The organism is Rhizobium sp. 57MFTsu3.2, from assembly GCF_012932765.1.
In the GTDB taxonomy this organism is placed as follows: Bacteria; Pseudomonadota; Alphaproteobacteria; order Rhizobiales; family Rhizobiaceae; genus Rhizobium; species Rhizobium altiplani.
The window spans coordinates 15,244-37,130 of the sequence record NZ_JDWI01000017.1 but is presented as its reverse complement, the minus strand read 5'-3'; the positions used below and the strand labels follow the sequence as shown (position 1 = coordinate 37,130).

At 57.4% G+C, this 21,887-nt stretch carries 21 protein-coding genes and 3 pseudogenes; 10 read left to right on the top strand and 14 right to left on the bottom strand.

Annotation, left to right across the window (positions count from 1 at the left end; genetic code table 11):
• Positions 1-125: 125 nt before the first annotated feature.
• Entirely contained in the window at positions 126-1,214 is a 1,089-nt protein-coding gene (locus tag AF71_RS18200) for a helix-turn-helix transcriptional regulator (RefSeq protein WP_169682407.1), read from the bottom strand.
• Between the two features lie 441 nt (positions 1,215-1,655).
• Here AF71_RS18200 and AF71_RS18195 point away from each other — a divergent pair, with 441 nt between their 5' ends.
• Positions 1,656-2,597 carry an aldo/keto reductase gene (locus tag AF71_RS18195; RefSeq protein ID WP_169682405.1) on the top strand — a complete coding sequence of 314 codons (942 nt, stop codon included), beginning with the start codon at positions 1,656-1,658 and terminating at the stop codon, positions 2,595-2,597.
• A gap of 508 nt (positions 2,598-3,105) precedes the next feature.
• The gene (locus tag AF71_RS18190; RefSeq protein WP_169682403.1) at positions 3,106-3,309 is read left to right on the top strand and encodes a hypothetical protein; all 204 of its coding nucleotides are present in this window, start codon (positions 3,106-3,108) and stop codon (positions 3,307-3,309) included.
• A gap of 197 nt (positions 3,310-3,506) precedes the next feature.
• Here AF71_RS18190 and AF71_RS18185 read toward each other — a convergent pair whose 3' ends face one another.
• The 4 genes and pseudogenes from AF71_RS18185 to msrB form a co-directional block, all read right to left on the bottom strand.
• Entirely contained in the window at positions 3,507-4,544 is a 1,038-nt protein-coding gene (locus AF71_RS18185) for a hypothetical protein (protein ID WP_169682400.1), read from the bottom strand.
• Between the two features lie 527 nt (positions 4,545-5,071).
• Positions 5,072-5,797, bottom strand: coding sequence for a peptide-methionine (S)-S-oxide reductase MsrA (gene msrA / locus AF71_RS18180; RefSeq protein WP_169682398.1), 726 nt, complete (start codon positions 5,795-5,797; stop codon positions 5,072-5,074).
• 14 nt (positions 5,798-5,811) lie between these two features.
• Positions 5,812-6,154 (bottom strand): annotated as a pseudogene (locus tag AF71_RS18175) (cytochrome c biogenesis protein DipZ); the annotation flags it as partial.
• Between the two features lie 239 nt (positions 6,155-6,393).
• Entirely contained in the window at positions 6,394-6,876 is a 483-nt protein-coding gene (msrB, locus tag AF71_RS18170; protein WP_169682396.1) for a peptide-methionine (R)-S-oxide reductase MsrB, read from the bottom strand.
• Between the two features lie 419 nt (positions 6,877-7,295).
• On the opposite strand from msrB, the gene AF71_RS18165 reads away from it, so the two are divergent.
• A complete protein-coding gene (locus tag AF71_RS18165; protein WP_169682394.1) occupies positions 7,296-7,964 on the top strand; it encodes an exonuclease domain-containing protein in 669 nt (222 codons plus the stop codon).
• Here AF71_RS18165 and AF71_RS18160 read toward each other — a convergent pair.
• Both AF71_RS18160 and AF71_RS32135 read right to left on the bottom strand, forming a co-directional pair.
• Entirely contained in the window at positions 7,961-8,197 is a 237-nt protein-coding gene (locus AF71_RS18160) for a hypothetical protein (protein WP_025659606.1), read from the bottom strand. The two genes, AF71_RS18165 and AF71_RS18160, sit on opposite strands and share 4 nt — an antisense overlap.
• Before the next feature lie 326 nt (positions 8,198-8,523).
• Positions 8,524-8,889: pseudogene (locus AF71_RS32135) on the bottom strand (LysR family transcriptional regulator); the annotation flags it as partial.
• A gap of 116 nt (positions 8,890-9,005) precedes the next feature.
• Between AF71_RS32135 and AF71_RS18150 the strand changes: the two are divergent.
• The 5 genes from AF71_RS18150 to AF71_RS18130 all read left to right on the top strand — a co-directional run bounded on the left by AF71_RS18150 (position 9,006) and on the right by AF71_RS18130 (position 10,972).
• Complete coding sequence (locus AF71_RS18150; protein ID WP_246733729.1) at positions 9,006-9,401, top strand: hypothetical protein; 396 nt, start codon at positions 9,006-9,008, stop codon at positions 9,399-9,401.
• Positions 9,402-9,689, top strand: coding sequence for a helix-turn-helix transcriptional regulator (locus AF71_RS18145; RefSeq protein ID WP_169682391.1), 288 nt, complete (start codon positions 9,402-9,404; stop codon positions 9,687-9,689).
• A 20-nt stretch (positions 9,690-9,709) separates the two neighbouring features.
• Complete coding sequence (locus AF71_RS18140) at positions 9,710-9,868, top strand: hypothetical protein (protein ID WP_169682362.1); 159 nt, start codon at positions 9,710-9,712, stop codon at positions 9,866-9,868.
• Positions 9,869-10,024: 156 nt separating this feature from the next.
• Positions 10,025-10,453 carry a VOC family protein gene (locus AF71_RS18135; RefSeq protein WP_169682389.1) on the top strand — a complete coding sequence of 143 codons (429 nt, stop codon included), beginning with the start codon at positions 10,025-10,027 and terminating at the stop codon, positions 10,451-10,453.
• A 309-nt stretch (positions 10,454-10,762) separates the two neighbouring features.
• On the top strand, positions 10,763-10,972 hold the full coding sequence (locus AF71_RS18130) for a cold-shock protein (RefSeq protein ID WP_062368753.1): 210 nt from the start codon (positions 10,763-10,765) through the stop codon (positions 10,970-10,972).
• Here the strand turns inward: AF71_RS18130 and AF71_RS18125 are convergent.
• The gene (locus tag AF71_RS18125) at positions 10,905-11,222 is read right to left on the bottom strand and encodes a hypothetical protein (protein WP_169682359.1); all 318 of its coding nucleotides are present in this window, start codon (positions 11,220-11,222) and stop codon (positions 10,905-10,907) included. The two genes, AF71_RS18130 and AF71_RS18125, sit on opposite strands and share 68 nt — an antisense overlap.
• Positions 11,223-11,413: 191 nt before the next feature.
• Between AF71_RS18125 and AF71_RS18120 the strand changes: the two genes are divergently transcribed.
• Entirely contained in the window at positions 11,414-11,716 is a 303-nt protein-coding gene (locus AF71_RS18120; RefSeq protein ID WP_169682387.1) for a UBP-type zinc finger domain-containing protein, read from the top strand.
• Between the two features lie 17 nt (positions 11,717-11,733).
• Positions 11,734-13,455 (top strand): NAD(P)/FAD-dependent oxidoreductase, encoded by a 1,722-nt coding sequence (locus tag AF71_RS18115; RefSeq protein WP_169682385.1) that lies wholly within the window; start codon positions 11,734-11,736, stop codon positions 13,453-13,455.
• A 527-nt stretch (positions 13,456-13,982) separates the two neighbouring features.
• On the opposite strand, the gene AF71_RS18110 is transcribed toward AF71_RS18115, so the two are convergent.
• From AF71_RS18110 to AF71_RS18085, 6 genes and pseudogenes are all read right to left on the bottom strand, one after another.
• Entirely contained in the window at positions 13,983-15,125 is a 1,143-nt protein-coding gene (locus AF71_RS18110) for a TDT family transporter (RefSeq protein ID WP_246733727.1), read from the bottom strand.
• A 71-nt stretch (positions 15,126-15,196) separates the two neighbouring features.
• Positions 15,197-15,645, bottom strand: a pseudogene (locus AF71_RS18105) (LysR family substrate-binding domain-containing protein); the annotation flags it as partial.
• A 127-nt stretch (positions 15,646-15,772) separates the two neighbouring features.
• Complete coding sequence (locus AF71_RS18100) at positions 15,773-17,032, bottom strand: adenylate/guanylate cyclase domain-containing protein (RefSeq protein ID WP_169682383.1); 1,260 nt, start codon at positions 17,030-17,032, stop codon at positions 15,773-15,775.
• Positions 17,029-17,418: a response regulator gene (locus tag AF71_RS18095; protein ID WP_169682380.1), complete on the bottom strand. Its 390-nt coding sequence runs from the start codon at positions 17,416-17,418 to the stop codon at positions 17,029-17,031. The genes AF71_RS18100 and AF71_RS18095 overlap by 4 nt, the downstream gene beginning before the upstream one ends.
• A 22-nt stretch (positions 17,419-17,440) precedes the next feature.
• On the bottom strand, positions 17,441-19,942 hold the full coding sequence (locus tag AF71_RS18090) for a GAF domain-containing protein (protein ID WP_246733726.1): 2,502 nt from the start codon (positions 19,940-19,942) through the stop codon (positions 17,441-17,443).
• Positions 19,943-20,178: 236 nt separating this feature from the next.
• Positions 20,179-21,561, bottom strand: coding sequence for a phenylacetate--CoA ligase family protein (locus AF71_RS18085; RefSeq protein ID WP_210258306.1), 1,383 nt, complete (start codon positions 21,559-21,561; stop codon positions 20,179-20,181).
• Between the last annotated feature and the right edge of the window lie 326 nt (positions 21,562-21,887).

Here is a 21,887-nt window from a genome sequence, read left to right as displayed (position 1 = left end):
ATCGGTGGCCGGACACCTTCCGGCGAAATCCCTCGTCAACGCCGCAAGGGCACCCCTCCAGCCACCACAGCGCAGGCTATCAAAAGCTGGGTTGGCGCGCATATATCATTTGATAGACGAACGCTTCAGTCGCCGCACTTGGCGAGTCCGAAAATCAGCCGAGCGAGCTCAGCCTGCCGCTTCGAACCCGTCTTGTCGAAGACCGAGTGAAGCTGGGTTCGTATCGTGCCCACGGAGACTGCGCGGGCCTTCGCCACTTCGTCGACGCTCTTGCCGAGGCCGATCTCGCGGGCGACGGACGCTTCAGCAGGAGTGAGGTCGTAGAGCCCAGCAAGAATGCCTTCGTCGACCGTTGCCTCCTTCGACAGGGGCGTGATGGCCATCAGCAGATCGGCTGCATTGAAGATGTCGTTCGCGGCTCCGGCTATCGGAAGCGCGTGGACGACCATTGCAAGCTGATCCTCCTGTTCGGCGATCGGGAAGGAGCCGCCGTATTTGGTGACGCCCGCTTCGAGCAGCGACTCCCAGCGGGCGTCGGCTGTCTTCTGGTCGATGACCAGCCGATGTCGACAGTCGCGCATGGTACTCGGGATCAGGCGTTGGAAACTCTGATTGGCTACGACCAGCCGACCGTTCTTGAGGGCACCAGCCCAAATGCCAAGCGCTTCCATTGCGTCGACTGTCGACTTGATCTGCTCGAACTTCAGCCGCGACGCCAGGAGAGCGGCGCGAGCAAGGTGTGGCCTTATCTCCGTCAGCGATGCGGTGACCTTGCTCGGGAGCGGGCCCTCCTCGAAACTGCGATGGATCGAGAGCTTGATGATATCTCCAGAAGGTGAAGTTATGCCCGTTCCGGCATGCCAGAAGCATCCATGCGGTCGCATGAAGCCCTGATAGTACTCGCTCGCCATCATTTCCTCGTAGGTCATGATGTCCGTGTCCATCAGGAATCGCGGTTCCGAGAACCTGCGGGTTCGCTCCTCGCTCAGGAGATATGGATTCTTTGCGCCCCAGTTCTCTGCGATGTAGACCTTCATCTTCGGAACGGCGGAGTCGTTCCCGATCCAACGGACATCACCTTCCGGCGGGACGCCCATCAGAACACCGTCGTGGGCATGGCTGCGGCGTGCCAGTTGATCGAGCAGTCCGCGACCCTTCCACAGCTCGGGAATGACTGCTGCTTCGTAGATCGATGCGATGAAATCGTGGTCCATCGGCGCCTCCGGTGCGACATTATCACAACGGTCAGCGCCCGGAAGCAACATGGTCGACGAGCAGCTACCTTCGATGGAGGTAGCCTCCCCGCGTGTGTGGGTTCAACGCGCTTGATACGGCCATCAACTCGACGAACAGCGATCGTAGTCTGTCGTCATGGCCCCGACCTAAGGCAATCGCCGCCGTGGGTCGCCGGATGCAGCGGACGGCACGTAAAGACACCCCTTTGAACGCATTGTAGGATCTGCACAAGGACGGTCTTCGCTACTGCATTCACTATCAGCTTCCGGAAACGAAGCGGACGACGTCCAATATCGCCTTTCCGGAGTTGAAGATCGCCTATTCCTTGACGGCTACTACTTCGGGCTCTACACCCGCTTCAACATTCCAAAGTTTGGGACCGAGGTGGTCAACCAGCGCTATCCTCGGATCAATCGTCAATGAAGTTTCGCCAACTTGGCGCCTCGCCGCTCAGACTGTCAGAAATCGGGTATGGCGCCAGCCGCATTGGCGACCTCGGCAGTGTTCTGGATTGCGAGGCTGTTCTGGAAGCGGTCTGGGATTGCGGGATCCGCTATTTTGACACAGCTCCCGGATACGGGCTGGGGCTTTCCGAACGGCGGCTCGGCGACTTCCTCAGAACACATGAACGGTCGTCCTACGTCCTGTCTACCAAGGTCGGCAAGATCCTGACGCCGGTCGGCGGGCGTCCCTCGAATGTGATGCCTTTCGACATCGCGTACGATTACTCCTACGAAGGCGTGATGCGCTCCTTCGAGTTCAGCATGGCCAGGTTGGGATTGTCATCAATCGACATTCTACTGGCTGATGATCTCGAGGCCCCTACCCTTGGTCGCGCGGACTATCGACGGCACCTTGCCAAGTTCCTTGAAAGTGGTGTCAAGGCGCTGGACGAACTAAAGGCGAATGGAGACATTGCCGCCTTCGGCATCGGCGTGAACGATGTCGGCGTATGCCTTGACATAATGCAGCGGTCCAAGCTCGACTGCATCATGCTCACGGGCCGCTACACGTTGATCGATCGGACCGCCGGAACTCGCCTCTTGGGACTGTGCCAGCGAACAGCAACGCCCCTGATCGTTGCAGGGATTCTGAACGGGGGAACGCTTCTTGAGGAGAATGCAGAGCGTGACGTCTCGGATCCTCTAGCGCCTTTTGCGAAGACAGCGCAGGAAATTGCCCGGGAGTCAGGCGTCAGCTTGGCAAGCGCCGCCCTGCAATTTCCTCTTGCGAATTCATCAGTCGCTTCCGCTTTGCTTGGAACCACCGATGCCCAACGTATCAAGGGCTTGGTGGCGGGGATCAAGGAGCCGATCGCTGATCACGTCTGGTCAAGATTCAATTCTGTGGCCCTCAACTAGGCAGGCCGGCGTCCAAATGGATGCTTGTGGCGATGGTCGCAATCGCGGCCCTGATATATCCGCGACATCTAATTGATTTAATTGCGTCTTTTGCGTTCATCTCGAATTATCATAACGCTCACCGAGCTTTTCGCAGCCAGCTGGAACTTTTCCCGCCGCCATCAGTTTTCCCCACCGTAGCAAATCCCAACACGCTACAAGGATCAATGCATCGCCCAAATGCTGGTCCACAGTAGGCCCGGCGGGACCCCTCCCTGCCGGGCTTTCGCTTTCTCATCACAGGGAACCTAAAGCAGGCTCAGCAGTTCTGGGAATGCGATGACCATTCAGCCGGTCAGCGCAAGCTGGAATCCAGTCCCAACTAGTGACCAGCCCAATGAAAGGCTCGGCGCATGATGTGTCGGGCCTTTTCCATTTCAGATGTGTCCCGGGGCGCCGGGATGTTGCGCTTTGAGCTCTTCACATCGCGATTGTATCCTGAGGTCTTTGGCAATTTGGGGCGATACCAATGAAGCGCATGTTTCTTCTGGCCGCGGTCCTGGCTTCAGTCACTGCCCTTGCCGTCAGTCGCAGTGCAGTGCCCCAAAAGAGTTTGCACGCAACTGTGCCGTGCGATGAGTTCCGGGCTGCGGATAGCGTGCCCATCGAAGAGAAGATCAAAGGCAAGCATGAAGACATTGCCGACATGCAGCTTCCCTCCCCGACCACATAGTGGGTTCTGCAGTTTGCCGAAGTGGGGTGCATTTCCTCGTCGGAGTCCAGTGCTTCACCGTTCAGAACGGTGGTGGGTCGCCGAGTAGGCTAGACGCCTGGCCAGGTTACTGGCCTCATGGGCTGAAAATATAGGCACAAGGGTGCCCGGTGGGCGATAAGGCATCTCTCGTGGTAAGCATCTTTTGCAAACCTGGCTTACGGCCGCGGGCATTTGCAAATGAGGGTAGAAACGCGCACCGAACATGACGGGTCTTTCACAGGTGTCCACTGCGACAGTTCTGTAGAAAAGGTGGCATTCAGGAAGTCCCGAATGTCATCCTGAACAGGACTGACGTCGCGTGGAATGCTGAAGCAATTCCTCCCAATTTGACCGGATGTGAAGCCCAGATGGTCAAACGTCGTCCAGCCTCCGGCCTTTTGGAGAAGAGTGTCTCCCTTAAACGCTGGCGAAAGGACGGCGGTTTCAATCTTCCTCAACCTGGCGGGATCCTCGTTGCAAAACCAGTTTGGATTGTCTTCCTGCCAACTCTCCACCGTGCAATTGGCCCCGGCGTATACGCTCGCAATGGTATTGCCGGATGCGTCGGCCTCATTGACATCAATTATCTTGAGAAGATCCGGCCAAGTGGCCTCCAAGCCCGTATCGAAAACTCGAACCATCTTGAGCGTTCCGTTGCGAAACTCTCCCTTCAGGTCAACTCCATCGGCAGCCAACTCGTCAACGATGGATAGAAAATCTGGGCGTGGAAGCCCGTTAACTGAAAGGAGGCTTACGTTCTCTTTCACCCCGCGGATATGTTCGAACTTTTTACTCCTGAGCGCCCGTATGATCCGAAGCGTAGATTCTGCACCGCGTCTTTTGACGCCTCCGACGGCGACAGCATAGGCACCCGAGGAGCGACCGGCGAAATAGTCCCATCCCTCTTGGTTCGCGCCATTCTCCATCAGCAGGTCAATCAAACGATCATCAGCCTGCGTCAGCAAAGCTTCCTTCAAAAAGCTCCGCTTGAACCGCCCGTCAGCATATCCATTTCCGTCAACATTCCCGCGACGTAAGATCGTGCGAGCGACAAGATAATCGTTCTTCCCGATTGCCGCCATCAAAGCGCGACCATCGTCAGTAACAGGATCTGCGACCGCAAGCTTTGGTAATCCGCAATCAAGAAAGAAGGACAAAGCGATTGCGATGAAATGCGGCCATCGTCGCGTAATATGTCGACGAGCGACAATCATGTCCCACCTTGAACTAGCCTCTCTCCCCGCTGTCGCCTGCTCAGCTGTAGATTGCCTCTATGGAAACTGCCGCGGGATTGATCGGGATTCTGGATTGTGCGGACAAATCTACACCAAGGCTACGCCCTAGGAAATGCTACAAAACTTCGTATTCGTCGGCCTGGGTGTTGCCGAGAGCTCGCAACCAGTTTCATCCGGGCACCGAGCACTGCGTTCGGCGGCGTACTTTTCATTTGTTGAAATTCCCACGGATGCTCAGCGCGCGGCCTCGCAGCTTCAGAGTGGCCGCCTATAAGCGTCGAATATTTCGCACGAACTGAACGAAGCTATCGATTTCTTCTTCCGTTGAGTGGCATCTTTGAAAGGATTCCGGCACAACAGATCGCGGGGATAGAACTCGCGGAGTTCGAGGCATCACTGGACGACGCGAAAGACGCTGCGGCCTTGAAATTCATGGTGGATGCCGTTTTGCCATTGCTGACTGCCTCCGGCATCCGCGCTCCGTAAAGCTCGGCTAGCCCGCGCCGTCAATTGCCACCGGCTGCGACCAGAACCGGATCGCGCCGGAAGTCCTCAGGAAATAGCCGCTTGAGGTTCTCGATCTTTGGAAGATCGTTGATCACGATATACGGGTAGGTCGGATTGTTCGTCAGAAAATTCTGATGATAGGCCTCTGCCGGATAGAAGCTCTTGCCTGGCTCGATCTTGGTGACGATCGCAGCATCATAGACGCGGGCATGGTTCAACTGGTCGATGTAGGCTTTGGCGACCTTGGTCTGCGCGTCGGTCTGCGGGAAGAACGCCGAGCGATACTGGGTGCCCGTATCCGGCCCCTGGCGATTGAGTTGCGTTGGGTCGTGCGCTACCGAAAAGTAGATCTGTAGCAGATGGCCGTAGCTGACCTTACTTGGATCAAAGACGACCTCCACGGATTCAGCATGCCCCGTCGAGCCCGTGCTGACCGTCTCGTACTGTGCCGAGGACTGCGGGCCACCGGCGTAGCCCGAGGTCGCGCTCACGACCCCTTTCACATGCTGGAAAACGCCCTGGACGCCCCAGAAGCAGCCTGCGGCGAGAACGGCGGTTTCGGACGCGGCGCTGACCGGCTCGTCCTCGACCGGCGCCGGGATCACCGTTGCCTCCTCCGTGGCCGACGCCGGCAGTACCAAACAGGCGCCGACACTCGAAAACACCGCCGCGCCGAGAATAATGAGACGCAGAGAACTTCCTGCTTTCTTGTCAGAAATGTGCATCGTAGCGATCTCCTCTAGCCAAATGTAAACGCATAAGCTTGGACACCTGGATCCAAGAACCGAATTTTAAACGTGTGGTCCGCGACCGATCCGGCTTCGCGCACGGGTCGATAGAGCCGCTGACCTGTCACCGTACCGTTTCCTTCCGAGTCGATATCGACACCATGGCTGTCACCCGGACGCTTGCCGTCGATCATCACCTGGAACCGAACTGGTTTTCCGTCCGCTCCCGGCCCGAGAACCAGATGCAGGTCTCGGGCGTGGAAGCGGTAATAGATGCTGCCGTTCATATCGTTCAGCCCGGTCTTCTGCACCGACGGTCCAATTTCCAGTCCGGCCCCATTCATTCAGCCGCGGTAGTAAGGCGGCCGTACTCATTGGCCCGCACCGCCCAACCGCCACCAACCGCAGCAAGTGTTGCCACGGCCGCCAAGGTCGCTGCCATGCCAACGAGCATTGGATGTGCTGCGAAGGAAGGGCTGGCCTACGCGCGCGAAAACGAAAGGCAATACCGGCAATATACAGGGACTGACAATCGTCAGCGCACCGCCGAGATAGGCAAGGATGAAAAGGAGCATAAGTCTATCTCGCAAGCATCAGGCCGGGTGAAAAGTCATGGCAACGCCGTTCATGCAGTATCGCAGCCCGGTCGGCTTTGGACCGTCGTCGAAGACGTGGCCGAGATGGCCGCCACAACGGCTGCAGTGAACCTCGGTACGCACAATGCTCCCTGAACTGTCCTGGCTAGTCGATACCGCCCCCTTGAGCGGTGCCCAGAAGCTTGGCCAGCCGGTGCCGCTTTCGAACTTCGTGGTCGAGGAGAAGGCGTTCTGATCGCAGCCCGCACAGGCGAAATTGCCCTTGCGGTGTTCGTTCAACAGTGGGCTGGTGAAGGGATACTCGGTCCCCTCCTGCCTCAGCACCGAGTACTGGTCGGCCGTGAGAATCTTTCTCCACTCTGCATCGGAATGTGAGACAGGGAAGAATTGCGCTGCGACTGCCTCTCCCTCATCCCAGCCAAAGCGCGATGCCACGACAGAGAGCCCCGCACTAAGAAACAACAGACGTCTGGTAAACATATTCGCTTCTCCTCACCTGACGTGACACACTAGGTCCGCTTGCTTGGAGCAATATATTCCACTGAATATACTACTTACCGGAACTACGTGAGAAAGCCCGACCTTGTTACACACATGATGGTGAAAACACCGAAACGTGAAGGCCACCTAGTCCTCGGCTGCGGATTAGGCAATCGCCGCCAGGAAGCTCGCGAGTGGCGGCGGCGTCATATGTCGTAATGAGTGTCGTCATATCCGTAAGGCGCTGGCTCTGTCGACGCTTCTCCGGCGCCACTTGTCGAAGGCCCGCAGTGGAATCTTGACCACGGCAAAAACATGATCAGCGCTGTCTGACGCATGGCTGCCTGTCAGGGCAGTTGGTCTCCGCAGACTTTTTCTGTAAGTATTGGCCGCCCTCGAAATGTTTCCCAGGATACAGAATGCTTCGCCTCTCCGAGCTAGCCAAAGGTGATTTCCTAGCTTTGGATATCGAAGGCGACGGTAACAAAAACCAGCGGCCCGTAGAGATTTCCGTTTGCGAGTTTAGTCACGGTGCGTTCGTGCGAGAGCACCATTGGCTGATCAATCCCGAGCGCCCGATTAGCTATTTCGCGAGAGTGAAGCACGGGATAGGAGACCGAAAGGTGCGATCTGCCCCGAAATTCACGGAAGTCAAAGAGGAGATTGCGAACTTGCTGGCCGGAAGGCTCGTTGTCGCCCACGATATGACTGGCGACTTGCTTATGCTCGGCGAAGGTGACCCATCGATTATCGAATATCCAGGACGGATAGTTTGTACCTACCGTATGGCAAAGCACGCCCTTCCCGCGCGCCAGCCCGTGACGCCTGGCGTCACAAGTCTGAGTGCATGGCTAGGCATCGACCGAGAAATGCCAGACGGCCTAAGGCGGAAAACAGTCCATTCGAGCTCGCTCGACGCGTGGAGGACGGGAAAGATATTTGTTGCGCTGGCAGGCAAGTTGCCCCCTGACGACGGGACACAGGAGATGCTCTGCCGGCAATTTTCGCTCAGCGTCAAATCACTTGAGGCAATCCGGTCGAAGTTGGCAAAGCGCGCGATGTCGGCTTCGAGTGCCCAAATTACCTAGTGGATGGCCAGCGAGGTTGGAGCGTTAACTCTCGTCGAATACAGTCCGACGTAGGTGCCGATCAGCATCGCTGCGATGTCCTCAGCATTACGATAGCCGTCGTTGTAAAATTCTATCGCCGCGCTGGATAGCACGTTCGACGCCCTCTCATCAGGGCTTTCTTCGTAGTAAAGAAACCACGCCCGAACGGCTTTGGACATCGTTCTGAAATCGAGCTCGCCGCTTCGCTGCATTGCACCCTCCTTGATTGGCCAAAGGCTTTCTTCGCAGTGCACTTTCTATGGCGTCAGGAGAGCAGAAGCCATTGACGACGAGATCGCGCGCAGTGCGGTCAAACTCCCTCGGCCGCACCTTCCCTCCAGTCTCATCTTTGAGCACGTCCATAATAAGGCGGCCACTGATACCGCAATTAACCTTCAAGTCCTAACAGACCAATCGGACTTGTCCGCGACAGCTCAGAGCTGCAAGAACACAGTCGTCGAAGTCGCGGAAGGTGCCTTACCGCCCTGCCCTTGCCAGCGACCGTGCGATGTCGACGATATCATCAGGGCCAGCGGTAGATGTGGACATGGGGAAACTTGCGGGCGATCTTGGCAAGGAAGGTCGGCAGCATGCCCATGGTGGCCGGATAGATGCTGCCGATCCTGATCTGGCGGATACGACTGCCGCCGGCTGCCCGGGTCAGTTCCGTGGTCAGGTCGATGTCGCTCAGGATCCGCACACAGCGATAGTAAAAGGTCTCCCCTGCCCTGGTCAGTTCCACCCGTCTCGTCGAGCGGATGAACACCGGACAGCCAAGCTCCCTTTCCAGCGACATCACATGATTGCTTAAGGCCGGCTGGGCAATGTGCATCCTGGCTGCCGCCCGGCCGAAGTGCAGTTCCTCGGCCACCGCTTTGAAGTAGGAGAGTTGGCGTAGTTTCAAAGGTTTCACAGCCTCGCACAGGTAGCTGGCAGTTTTGGAGGTAGTCATTCAACCCACTTTGATGGGTTGAATAATTTCTAGAAATGCATTATTTGAACCATTAAAAGGGTCAATTAATGCGCCTAACGCTCCAAACCCATTTTGATGACGAGTGGCATCACGCCGCGACCCTAGAATTCAAGGACGACGCGGCCGGCTTCCAGGGCGCGTCGATCGTCGATTACGATCTCGATTATTTCGTCACGATGGCGTCGGCGGAATTCGCGACCGGCAAAACGGTCCGCGACCATCGTGCCTTGTCAGTCCGTTATCCCGTTGACCTCGAAAATCGATACAGCCGCAGCTGGCCACCCTTCCTCTTGGATCTTATGCCCCAGGGGCACGCAAGGCGAAAGCTGGCCGATCACCTCAGCCTTGCTGGGGGTTCGCGCGCTTCCGATCTGCCCCTGCAGCTGTCTAGCGATGGCGGACAGCGGTCTGGCGGCGTGTCAATGATGGCGAAGGACCGCTAAATGGCTCGATGGAAGAAGCCGACGAAAGAGGAGATTCTTGAAAACCGGAGAACACTTGCGAAGCGTGCTCGAACTGGGGACCTGAGGCTGCCCGGTGCTGTGGCGGAGATCCGCAAAGGGTTCGGCATGACGCAGGAGGAATTTGCCAAGATGCTGTCGCTTACTAGGCGACAAGTTGCGGAGATCGAAGCCGGCTCCGCGAACCCCACGCTCGAAACGTTGGAAAAGATTGGCCGCGTGTTCGGATTTGGCGTTGGGTTTGTTCCAAAGCAACCGGGGCCAACTTGATAATCACGCAGCGCGCTCAAGTGATATTGGTTCAATTGACGGCTTACGGCACGCGCGGCGGCGGCAGGAGCCTGAATACCTACGATGCGGCCAGTAACGGCAACTTCGATGACGACCAGCCGCTGATCGACACCTCCGATCACTTTCCGATTTTCACCGCTTGGACCACCGGCCCCTGATCGTCTGCCACCCTTGGGGATTTATGAATCGTGCAACGCTGCGCTCGAGCGGCAACGACAATAAGGGGATGTCGACTTCCACCGAAATCACGGCGAAACATGGAACCGAAACCGCACCCTGCCGTTTCGTTATCTTGCCGAATTGGAGGCGTCGAAATGGACACTGCCCAACTTCATCGCGGCCGACTAATCGATCACATCCAATTGGTCGTCGCCGATCTTTCGGCAAGCCGCGCCTTTTACCTCCCACTGTTAGAGGTGCTCGAAATTCCAATTGGTGGTGAGGCCGATGACTATTTCTGGGCTGACGAACTCTTCATTTCATCCCGAGACAGCGACGCTGCCCTCGGGGAGCTGACTGGGCGGCATCATTTGGCCTTTCAGGCAAAGGATCGTGCCACTGTCGACGCATTCCACAGCGCGGGCATCGCCAACGGCGGTAGCGACAACGGTAAACCGGGCGAACGATCATATCACCCAGGATACTACGCCGCCTTCCTGCTTGACCCAGACGGGAACAACATAGAGGCGGTGTATCACGGACCGGCCAACCGCAGCGCTCGGTCAGTCGTAGTTGACTTCTGACGACGGTGGTTGGCGGCGAGGACGAAAACGACGGGCAATGCATAGCTGCGCTGCGGTAACTGGCGTTGCGAGACGCGGATTCCATCGATAGATGGACGACTCAAGCAAGCGGCCTGCCACGCAGTTGGTTTTTGTCGCTAGCAAACATACGGGCGCTCCCCAATCGGGTTGAGCGCCCGTAATGTTTTGTCCATGTTCCCTCGTCTTCGGATATTTCCGTTGGGCCAACTCCCCCAAACTAAACCGTGCATCTTGCCAAACGGGCCTTCGTGACTATTTTGCCAATCGCAAATCAACCGAGGACTTACATTGGCTACTGGTACAGTGAAATGGTTCAACTCTGAAAAGGGCTATGGTTTCATCGCCCCCGATAATGGCTCTCCCGATGTGTTCGTGCACATCTCGGCGGTAGAGCGTTCCGGGCTTTCAGGCCTTAAGGATGGTCAGAAAGTCAGTTACGAACCGAAGCAGGATCGGCGTTCTGGTAAAACAGCGGCTGAAGATCTCCGCGCACTTTAATATTGAAGGCTGCCGCGCGAGACGCGGCAGCCGAAACAACAACAGTAAAATCTGTCCGCGAGCAACGACTTTCAACCACACGTTTGTCAAGGCGGCGTTCAATAATGAGGCAGCTGAGGCAACCAGGGGCGTTCACCGCTTCGCGCTCCGTCGCGACTTTACCCCGGTTTGCCATGTGCTGAACTGCCAATCGCGTGGCCAAGGCTTTACCCGCAAAGCCAACGTGGGTTTGCCCATAATCTTCACCCAAAAGCGCTCGTCTTTCGCAATTTCTGCATTCTTACGTTTCAAATGGGTAGCACACGGTCGAGTGAGGCAGTCTAACCCGTCTCGGTTCGATGGACGGCAAGTGAAGCGGTCACCATAACCCTTGCGTATGACTGTCCAAAGTAGCGTTCTCAGGTATGTTACCTGAGATCCAACGATAGGATAGGATTTCAAATGACGCGTTGCAGCCATCAGAACTCCGTTCGATCCGTCAGGCCCCAGACTATGGGGTGTGAAGAATGCCTGGCAACCGGGCAAGCTTGGGTCCACTTGCGACTATGCCGTGAATGCGGACACGTTGGATGCTGCGATCAATCAATCGGCAAGCATGCGACGGCGCATTTTCGGAGCACGGGCCATCCCATCATCGAAGGCTACGATCCACCGGAAGGCTGGGGTTGGTGCTACGTGGATGAGACAATGATTGACCTTCCTGATCAGACCCCTCAGGTCGGACCGATTCCGCAGTTTTATTAAGACAGGAGGTTGAGTGCATGGACGTCCACTCTCGCCAAGCCCAGCTGTTTCCCGTCCTGACCCCGTTGCAGATAGAAGTAGCCAAAAGATTCGCCAGCGGAGAGCCAAAGACGTTTGGTCCTGGAGAACAGGTCTCATCGATTGGTGACCGGCAAGTCCCGGCTTGGCTGGTTCTTTCTGGGCGGCTTGATGTCTTCGGGAAAATTGGCTCCCACTCGGAGACCGCAATCGTGTCGCATGGGGTGGGCCACTTCTCAGGCGAACTCAATCAATTGTCGGGGCGGCCTGCTATGGCGGCTTCACGGGCTGGCCACCATGGTTGCGTCGCCATCCCCTTTGACGCCACGCACGTCAAGGCGCTCATCATCGGCTCGGCCGAGGTCGGCGAAATCATCATGCGGGCCTACATTCTTCGACGCGTGGCGCTCATCGACACCGGGAATTCCGGCACCGTGCTGATTGGACACGATGGAAACTCGGATTTGCGTGCCCTTCAAATCTTCCTCTCTCGGAGCGGATACCCCTACGTTGTGGTCGATGCCTCCAGCGATGGCGAGGGTCACGATCTGGTGGAGCGCCTGGGTATCCAGACCAGCGATCTACCGGTCATGGTCTGCCCAAACGGGACTGTCCTGAAAAAGCCCACCGACGCGGAGGTAGCATGCTGTCTGGGGATTACACCGGAGCTGGACCCGGAGATGGTGTACGACACTGCGATCGTCGGGGCGGGTCCCTCAGGACTGGCTGCGGCGGTCTATGCCGCCTCTGAAGGCCTGAGCGTTATCGTCCTGGACGAACGTTCTGCAGGAGGACAAGCAGGTAGTTCTTCCCGCATCGAAAACTACCTGGGCTTTCCGACCGGTATCTCGGGCCAAGCCCTGGCCGGTCGAGCACTCAATCAGGCCCTGAAGTTCGGCGCCGAAGTTGCCCTGCCCTTGAGAATTTCTGAGATGTCACCGCCCGTTCCCGGGAGTCGGCGCGGTGGTCTAATCAATCTCCGCACGACCGACCGGCGAGCAATAATGGCGAGAACGGTCGTGGTTGCATCTGGAGCACGATATCGCAGACCAAGTATCTCGAATGTCTCAGACTTCGAGGGTGCCGGGGTGTCGTACTGGGCAACGCCCATCGAAGCAAAGTGGTGTGAGAACCGGGATATTGTCGTCGTCGGTGGGGGCAACTCTGCTGGTCAGGCAATCGCCTATTTGGCCCCCAAGGTCAGCCGTCTCCATCTGGTGATACGAAGGGACCTCGCGGATACGATGTCGACCTACCTGATTGAGCGGATTGCCGCCCTCCCGAATGTCGTGATGCACGTCGGATGCGAGGTAACCTCCTTATCGGGGGATGCGTCGCTTCTGGCAGTGAAGATCAGAAACTTGAAGTCCGCAAGAGAGACGGAATTCGAAGTCCGCCAGCTCTTCATGTTCATTGGTGCTGATCCTAACACCGGCTGGCTATGCCCGCACATTACTACGGACCGCGCCGGATTCATCGTAACGGGAGCTGCTTTCGATCCCTTCGTCGAACAAGAGGTGGGCCGCGCAGCTCTGGCCCTCGAAACCAGCATACCGAACATTTTTGCCATTGGAGATGTAAGAGCGGGCTCCACCAAGCGGGTAGCAGCAGCTGTGGGCGAAGGCGCGGCGGTAGTCAGCCAGATTCACACAGCTTTGGGGTATCGAGATCGCGACCGCAATCCACCTGCGTTCCTTGAGCCTTCACCCCCGCCGAACTGAGCCTGAGCCTCGGAAAATTCCAGCTCCCGCTGACCCAAGATCGGGGTGCACCTTCACGGACCGACACCTAGAGCTCGCGCGTGTTATGCACGAAGCAACTCGAATGCTTGCAAGGGCGAGAGCCCCGAAAGCGCACGCCATAAGAGTGACCATGCGTAACTTACTCCGCGCGGAGACAAATTTCAGTCCGGTATAGCTATCAGCACTGTTATGACCACGGCGGTTAAGGCGGCAAATATGACTGCAAATGTGAGATTGCGTCCTAGAGACCTGACAATCGCGTGAAGCGCGTTTGGAGAGGCCGCACCCTTCGCTGAGGGATCAGAGATGCCAGACACAGTGTGCATTCCGACCGAACTATCACCACTTTTTTGGTGAGGCGTTTTGGCCATGCTTGGTCTCCACCGGCTGACGGTCTCTTAGGCAATACTAGCAACCACAGCGCTAAAACCCAACAAGGTTCTGGCTTCGCTATCCCTCAACGCTCGTGCGGTTGCTTCCGACTTACCTAGGCAATCTTTCCGTGACTATGCCTCCATCAAGTCGGGTTGAGGCACTTGCCACCAGTGTGTCCACGCGAATTGACCGAACCGTGCAATCACGTAGACGACAACTGCGGTCGCAATCAGCAATTCGAAGACCGCCAGCCCGTGGGTTTGGTCGATTAGTTTCTGTCGGATTTGCCAGACCTCTAGCTGATCGGCCGTTTTGAAAAGCGCCGTCGCCCCGATGACCAAGGGGAAAGTGTAAGCCGAAAACCCGGGCGAGAACGGGAGCGCAAGCAATCGTACGAACGCGACATACACAATGGCAGTCATCAGCACCGAGATTCCCATCAGCAGAATAACTGGCAATGGTTGTGGGTCGTCGACCAACGACAAATATCCTGTCAGCGACAGGCTGGCCGGGGCCGCGAGGACCGCAAGCGTCGGCATCGCTGTAACCGCAACGTTCTCCGCAAAGATGAACCGGTAAAACATTACCGGCAGCATCAGCGCGTAGATAACCATTCCGAAGTACAATGCAGTAACCGCCAACAAGAACAAAGGTCCTTCGTGCGGGCCTCGATAGGACACGGCGGCGACAATGACGCCGACCGGGGGAATAAACCAACTTGGCACCATATGCGGCAGTTCGAACCGAACCGCCATTCTGTTTCTGGCAAACAANGCCAAGAAGACAACATGCATGCANAGCCCGAACAACCATAGCAACGCCCCGGCCAGATGACTGGACTGCCAGAGACTTATCGAGACAAGCATCCACGCCATTGCATAGGTAGCGACTACACCGCCCACCACGGGATTGGCGAGGTCGCGGGAAAGCGTTTTCGGGTGAAGGACGAACCGCACGCTCAGCAGGATGAGCAGAAACGCAGCAATCACGGCACCGGTTTCGGCAAGCCCAACGCCAGGAAGCAGATTTTCCCACGACAAGCCAAGGCTCGCGATGCCAAGCGCCAGCCCTGCTACCGGCGTTGGAAAGCTACTTATTCGTTCTGACAGGTTCTTGAATCCATTTGCCGGCATTGTTTTGCCGCCACTCTTGGTTGGCTTAGCCTGAGCGCAGCAATCGTAACGGTCGAGCCTATACTCTGCAATGGCGATGAAGTCCGCTGTGCGGCCAAGAGCGTACATTGCAACTAAAATGACGTTAGCGGTAATAGCCAACCGTCATGGCACGATTTTGCTACAGATGATCACCTCTTCGCCAAAGTCGAACGGTGTCTTGTAGTCGCAGGTCACGAGCGTCCTCCTGCCCTTGCCAGCGACCGTGCGATGTCGATGATGTCATCGCGGCCAGCGGTTGGGTCCTCTTCACATGAGGAGGAGATCGCGCCGCGATTACCCATGTAAACGACAGGTTCTGCCGGTTGAAGGCGATGATCTTCTGAGTGCGCAGATCGTCGATCGTGATCTCGTCCCTGGCTGCCAGCGGATTGGCATGGCCGACCGCCAGGTAATAGCGCTCATGCGCAAGCGAGACGAAGCGCAAGGAGCCGATGTTTTCCACCGGGCGGATGAAGCCTAGATTGAGTTGGCCGGTCTCCAGGCCGCGGATGATCTCGCCGGTATTGCCCGACGCGATGTGGATGCGGACATCGGGATACTTGCGGGCGATCTTGGCAAGGAAGGTCGGCAGCATGCCCATGGTGGCGGGGTAGATGCTGCCGATCCTGATCTGGCGGATGCGACTGCCGCCGGCTGCCCGAGGCCTTTCGTGGACCGTTCAGTTCGACGGCGGCCTGCTTGCTATTGGAAATTCACTATTGCTAGAGCCCGTTGGGGAAATTGGTGGCATGTGAAGGGCTCGACGATTAGTGGACATTTTTGAGGTTGATGGTCGTGCTGAATTCGCCGTTCATCAGCCGCTTCAGGTGAAAGACAGCAAGCGGGTCCTCGGGGTTGCGAGCAACCAGGGCAGCGAATGAAGCTACGGCACGAGGATCGCCGGTTTCCAATTCTTCGAAGGCAACCATGTACGCCTGCGTTGCGTCGGCGGCATAACTTTCGGCCTCAAGCGGCTCGAACGCGCGGATCGCCTCCACCCTGCCTCTGAGCAGGAGGTCGCCAACAGGGCGGCCGCAGAATCCCTGCATGCTTGCCGCGAGGCTAGCACTCACGCAGATACGCGTGCCAAGCGCCTTGTTCGCCGATTCCAAGCGTGCGGCAACGTTGATGGTGTCACCATAGGCGCTGTATTCGAAGAACTTTCCTCCACCGAAGTTGCCGACCACTGCCGTGCCGGAATGGGCACCGATCCGAGTATGACCAAGGGTTATTCCCTTGCTGCACCAGTGTTCACGGAAAGACCGTGCGAAGGCGTCAAGAGCGAATGAGCAGGAGATCGCGCGACTGGCATGGTTCGGTTGTTCGACAGGTGCGCCGAACAGCACATGGATTGCGTCGCCAATAATCTTGGCGACGGTACCGTCATGGGCGAACACTATGTCGGTCATACCAACGATGTAATCGTTGAGGAGTTGCCCGAGTACGTTCGGCTCGATCGTTTCCACCAGCGTGGTGAACCCCGTCAGATCGGTAAAGAGCGACGCAACATCCCTCCGCCTTCCACCAAGATCAAGAGAATCGGCGCTGCGGGCCAGGCTTTCAGCGAGATTCGGCGAAAAATAACGGGAAAGCGATGCACGCGCCGCCTCAGCCGCTGATTGCTTGCGCTGCGCCTCACGCAACGCCTCGATGTGGTGGATCGTCTTGACGATCGTCGCCTCTAAGTCGGGAAAATCGATCGGCTTCGTTACGAAATCATATGCGCCGCGGTTCATCGCGATCCGGATATTGGCCATATCGCTGTAGGCGGAAACGATTATCGTGGACAAATCCTCGTCCCTCTGCTGAAGCTTCGCCAGCAGGGAAAGACCATCCATGCGCGGCATGTTGATGTCGCTCAGAACGATATCCACATCGTTGTTGGCCGCAAGCATGGCCAACGCATCGATGCCGTCGCGGGCAAACAAGAAACGCAGCGTGCCGGCGAGAATCTCCTTCCGGAATTTCTGGACGAGAAGCATCTCCAGGTCCGGCTCGTCATCCACAACGAGTATGCTTGTACTCATGCGGCCCGCCCAATTCGCATGTCGATTTCTTCTCGTAATACGGCAAAGTCGATCGGTTTGGTCAACAGCGCTTCTGCGCCGTCTTGGATGGCCCTTCGCTTGGTCTCGGGATCGCCGTAGGCGGTGATCATGATTACCGGCACGTCAGGCCGCAAGCTCCTCGCCTTGGGCAGCAATTCGAGCCCGCTCATCCCCGGCATGTTGACATCGGACAATATGAGAATGAGCGTCACGTCGGCCGCATTTGCGATCCGTTCGAGTGCTGAAGCCGCCGAACGAGCAAACTCCATCAAGAAGCGACCTGCGCGCAGGTCATGGCGGAATTGCTGCTTGAAAAGCAATTCGATGTCAGGTTCGTCATCGACCACCAGTATAAGGAGGCTCATGATTTGCCCTCCGGTATTGCAATCACTGCCGCGATCGCGGCAACCGGATGCGAAACTCGGTATATCGACCAGGCTCCGTCTCCATTTCGATCGAACCGGCATGTTGCTTGACGATGATATCGTGGCTGAGCGAAAGGCCGAGGCCCGTCCCCTCGCCAGCAGGCTTGGTCGTGAAAAAAGGATCGAATATCCGCTCGTGCAGCTCCGCCGGAATGCCAAGGCCATTGTCGCGGATTGTAATCTCGACGCTGTCGCCGAGATTTTTGGTCGTCGCGGCAAGCGTCGGCTCATAGCTGTCCCCGCGCTCTGAGGCGGCGCGTTTGCTGGTCGCATAGAAGCCGTTGGAGATCAGATTGAGAAGCACGCGCGTAATCTCCTGCGGATAAAGATCAACCTCCCCGGCTGTGGGATCGAGCGATTTCTCCAGTGTGATGTTGAAACCCTGCTTTTCGGCTCGAGCACCATGATAGGCGAGACCGAGACTCTCCTCGACAATGGTGTTGATATCGGCTGGTCGGCGCTCGCCTGCACCCTGACGTGAGTGCAAGAGCATGTTCTTGACGATCGAATCGGCCCGCTTGCCGTGCTCGATGATCCTTTCGAGATTGCCCTTGAGCATCGCTGTGCGCTCGTCGATCTCGGCGCGCGTCGCGTCGTCGGCTACCATGCTGTCGAACACCTGCCGAAGCTCATCGAGCAATTCGACCGACAGCGCCGAGAAATTGTTGACGAAGTTCAGCGGGTTCTTAATCTCGTGCGCGATGCCGGCGGTGAGTTGTCCGAGCGAGGCGAGCTTCTCCGTCTGGATCAACCTGTCCTGCGCGGTTTTGAGTTCCTCGAGCGACCGCGACAGTTCCTCCGTTCTCGCCTGCACCTCCTTGAAGAGACGCACGTTTTCGATGGCGATAACGGCCTGGTCGGCGAAGGTCGATGCCAACTCGATCTGCTTGTCGGTGAAGCGCCGTACGATTGAGCGGGTCAATGCGAGCACTCCGATCGGACTTCCTTCCCGCAAGAGCGGCACCCCAAGGACGGTGCGAAACCCGCCAAGCCTCTGGGCCTCGGGCATTGCGTACTCTGGATCGTCAAGGACATCGGCAACCTGGACCGGTCGGACCTCGGAGAGAGTTCGACCAACGATGCTCCCGCGCCCCGGTTCCAGCGGGAGGGCTCGAAAATAGTGGTCGAATTCCTGCGAAAATCCAAAACCCGCGACAGGGTAGTGGGCATCTCCCATCGGTCGAGTCAACGTAGCAATATCTGCCTCGCAAAGACGTGCAGCGGACGCTACCAGAGTATCGAGGACTGCCTGCAGATCGAATGCGGAGCGGCTGATGACCTTCAGAACGTCAGCTGTCGCGGTCTGCTGCGCCAGCGCCTCGGATAGGTCTGCCGTTCGAGCCTTCACTTCCTCGAACAACCGCACGTTCTCGATCGCAATGACCGCCTGGTCGGCAAAGGTCTGGACAACCTCGATCTGCCTTTTGGTAAACGGCCTGACTTCCGTCCGACGAATGGCGATGCCGCCAATTGCTTCGCCCTGCCGCAGCAAAGGAACTGCCAGAATTGTCCGATGGCCCATGCGGACTGCCATGCTGTAACCGTCCGGGAATTCGTCGGGCACGGCCGTCAAATCAGGCACATGGACGGGCTTTCGATCAACCACGGCTCGCCCGGTCGCCCAGCCCCGTGATACTGGCCAACCAGGGAAGTCGATTGGAATTGGGCCATGGTGTGCTTGCAGGTGGAGCATGTCTCCCTGTTTCAGGAATATCGCCGCGTCGTGAGCCTCGCACAGCCGCTCGGCGGATTCGACAAGGGTGTCAAGGACGGTCTGGAGGTCAAAAGCGGACCGACTGATGACCTTGAGAACATCCGCCGTTGCCGTTTGCTGTTGCAGTGATTCTTTAAGCTCGAGGTTCCGCTCTTCCAAATCCGTAAACAGCCGAGCATTCTCGATCGCTATCCCTGCCTGGTTTGCGAAGGTCTTGAGAAGTGCGATCTGGCGATCAGGAAAAAATCCAGGATCGGGCCGTGCGACGACAATGGTTCCGATCGGGGCATCCTCGCGCATGATCGGTACAGCCACCAGGCTTCTATAGTTCGAGGATTGAGCGCCCATGACGATATGGGCCGTGTATTCGGGATCGACGCGCCAGTCCTCTATCTGCTCCACCGATCGGCTGAGGATCGAACGCCCCGCGGTACTGCCTCGATGCGGCGGGGCTGGAGGCACAGCTGCTTCGGGTTCCAGCCCGTTATGCGCCACGAAATGCAACAATTCGCCATCATAGCGAAACACGTGGCAATATTGAGCACCGCAAAGTCGGGCGGCACGCTGCGCGATCGTGTCGAACACCGCCTTTACAGCGGTGGGCGAAGTCGAGATGGCGCGCAGTATCTCGCTTGTTGCCGTCTGTTGTTCGAGCGCCTCGGCAAGCTCGCGCTTCAACACTTCGACCCGCTGCCTAGCGATGACGCTTGTTTCCTCTGTGTTGCACCCCTCCAATGTACTGTCCCCCATGATCCTGCCGAGCGTGCACCGTTTTCCACTACGGCTTTCGCCCGACATCCAATCCCCACGGTGCCTGCAAGAAGGCGAGAATACTCCATCTAATTAATTGTGACGAGGTTCCTGCGCGAACTCTACTGCCGACTTCGTGACGTCTGCCTTCGGCGCTTTGCGGTCCATGACCCCTGGCGTCACGTATGCCTAGCCTCAGCAGTCATGGTGCCACCTTGGATCGAGGCAGCCTGGGATCACGTATCTGATATGGTAGGCGTGACGACCAGCTTCTCCTTTGCGCCCGCGCCTGAGCGCATGATCACATCCACTGTCCTGATAAGGAGCTTGCCAGCGCGCGCGCCCACCTTTGCCAGTTCTGCGTCAACGGAGCGGCGGATACTCTCCCCAACGACGTCAGGATCGGTCTCTGGGAAAAGCGATATCGTGATCTCCAGTCCGTCTGGCAGCTGGGCGAATTGATATTGTCGTACACCTGGGGTCGCTGTCAGAGGTGAGCGGAGCCGATGAGCGTGGACCTCGACCATACCGCCGTCTACGCTCCCAAAACGAAGCATCTCTTCCGCTCTACCGTCAATGGAAGCGATCCGCCAGAACGGGAGCCCACACCGGCACGGTTCAGTCGCAAGAGTGACGACATCGGAAATTTCGTAGCGCACTAAAGGCAGAACGCGGTTGGTCAAACTTGTGACGAGCAATTTCGCGCCGCGGGTTCCATTTGGAACTGGGCGACCATTCGCGTCGACCACCTCAAACACAAAAGCGTCCTCTGCCAAGTGCAGTCCATTGGCCAATTCACACTCATGTCCCATGGCCCCCGCCTCGGTGCAGGTGTAGCTGTTTGCAATCACGGCTCCCCATGCTTTGGCGGCAAGTCTTCGCACGTCTTCTGTCAGAGTTTCGGCGCTCGTCCGGATCAGTCGCGGTTTGATATGCAAACGACCCGCGAGTTGCTCGTTGGCCAACACCTTTACATACGAGGGATACGTCGAGATCACTTGCGGCTGGTAGGTGTTGAGGCCGCTAACCACTTCCGACAGCGGCATTAACACATTGAGCCGCGGCGCTGACGGGCGCAAGGCGCGTATCTCCGCTCCTATTCGGTGTGAAATATGCACGGGAGAGGACGCGAATATTCCCATACTGTTCGTATCCTCGTCGATACCAACCATTTTTTGAAAGCGCAGCGTGTTTGCGATCGCCGACAGCCATCCTTCTTGGTCGAACACCGCGAATCCTCTCTCGCCGCTCGTTCCTCCGGTCGCAGCCACACGGTACTCTCCGAACATCGCCGCGCCCGGGTGTTCGCCAGAGAGATGATCGTCGACAGCGCCCCTGCTCAATCGCGGATCGGTTACGATCCGGTCAAAGTTTTGCATCAACGCGCGCTTGGTGAGAATGGGGTACTCCCCGAAGGCTGTCCTGCGGGCAACGAGATCGCCGAGCGTTTCACGGTAGTAAGGAGAGGCTTGGACGGCGTGTCGTAGTATCGACTGAAGTCTTTCTCGTTGAAAGGCGCGAAGCTTGTCTCGAGACCATTCGTTACGGCTGAGGATTTCAGCGAGATGTCGCCGAAGAAGATCGCCATTCAATGTCTGCGAGACTTGTGTTGCAGGCATCCGCAACATCCTTGTGAGGACACGTGCGTGTCAGGCTGATGCATACAGCGGGCGGCCGCCTCGTCTCTTCACTAGCGCCAACTCGGGCAAGTCTAAGCATCCGGTCCCGTGTTGAAATGCATCTTATTCCACGAAGCCTTCGCAAGGAATCCCTTATAGTGCGACCTGAGGGCCGCTAGTCCCTCAACTCCCTGTTAATTCCCCCTCTTGGATGGCCCATCTCAAATGAGCCTTCTTTTTGAGAGCTGGCTGCTTGGCTGATCTGCGTTAATGGGCGTCGGATTTGACAAAACCGTCATGCAACTTCGCGCGACCACGGGCCTTTA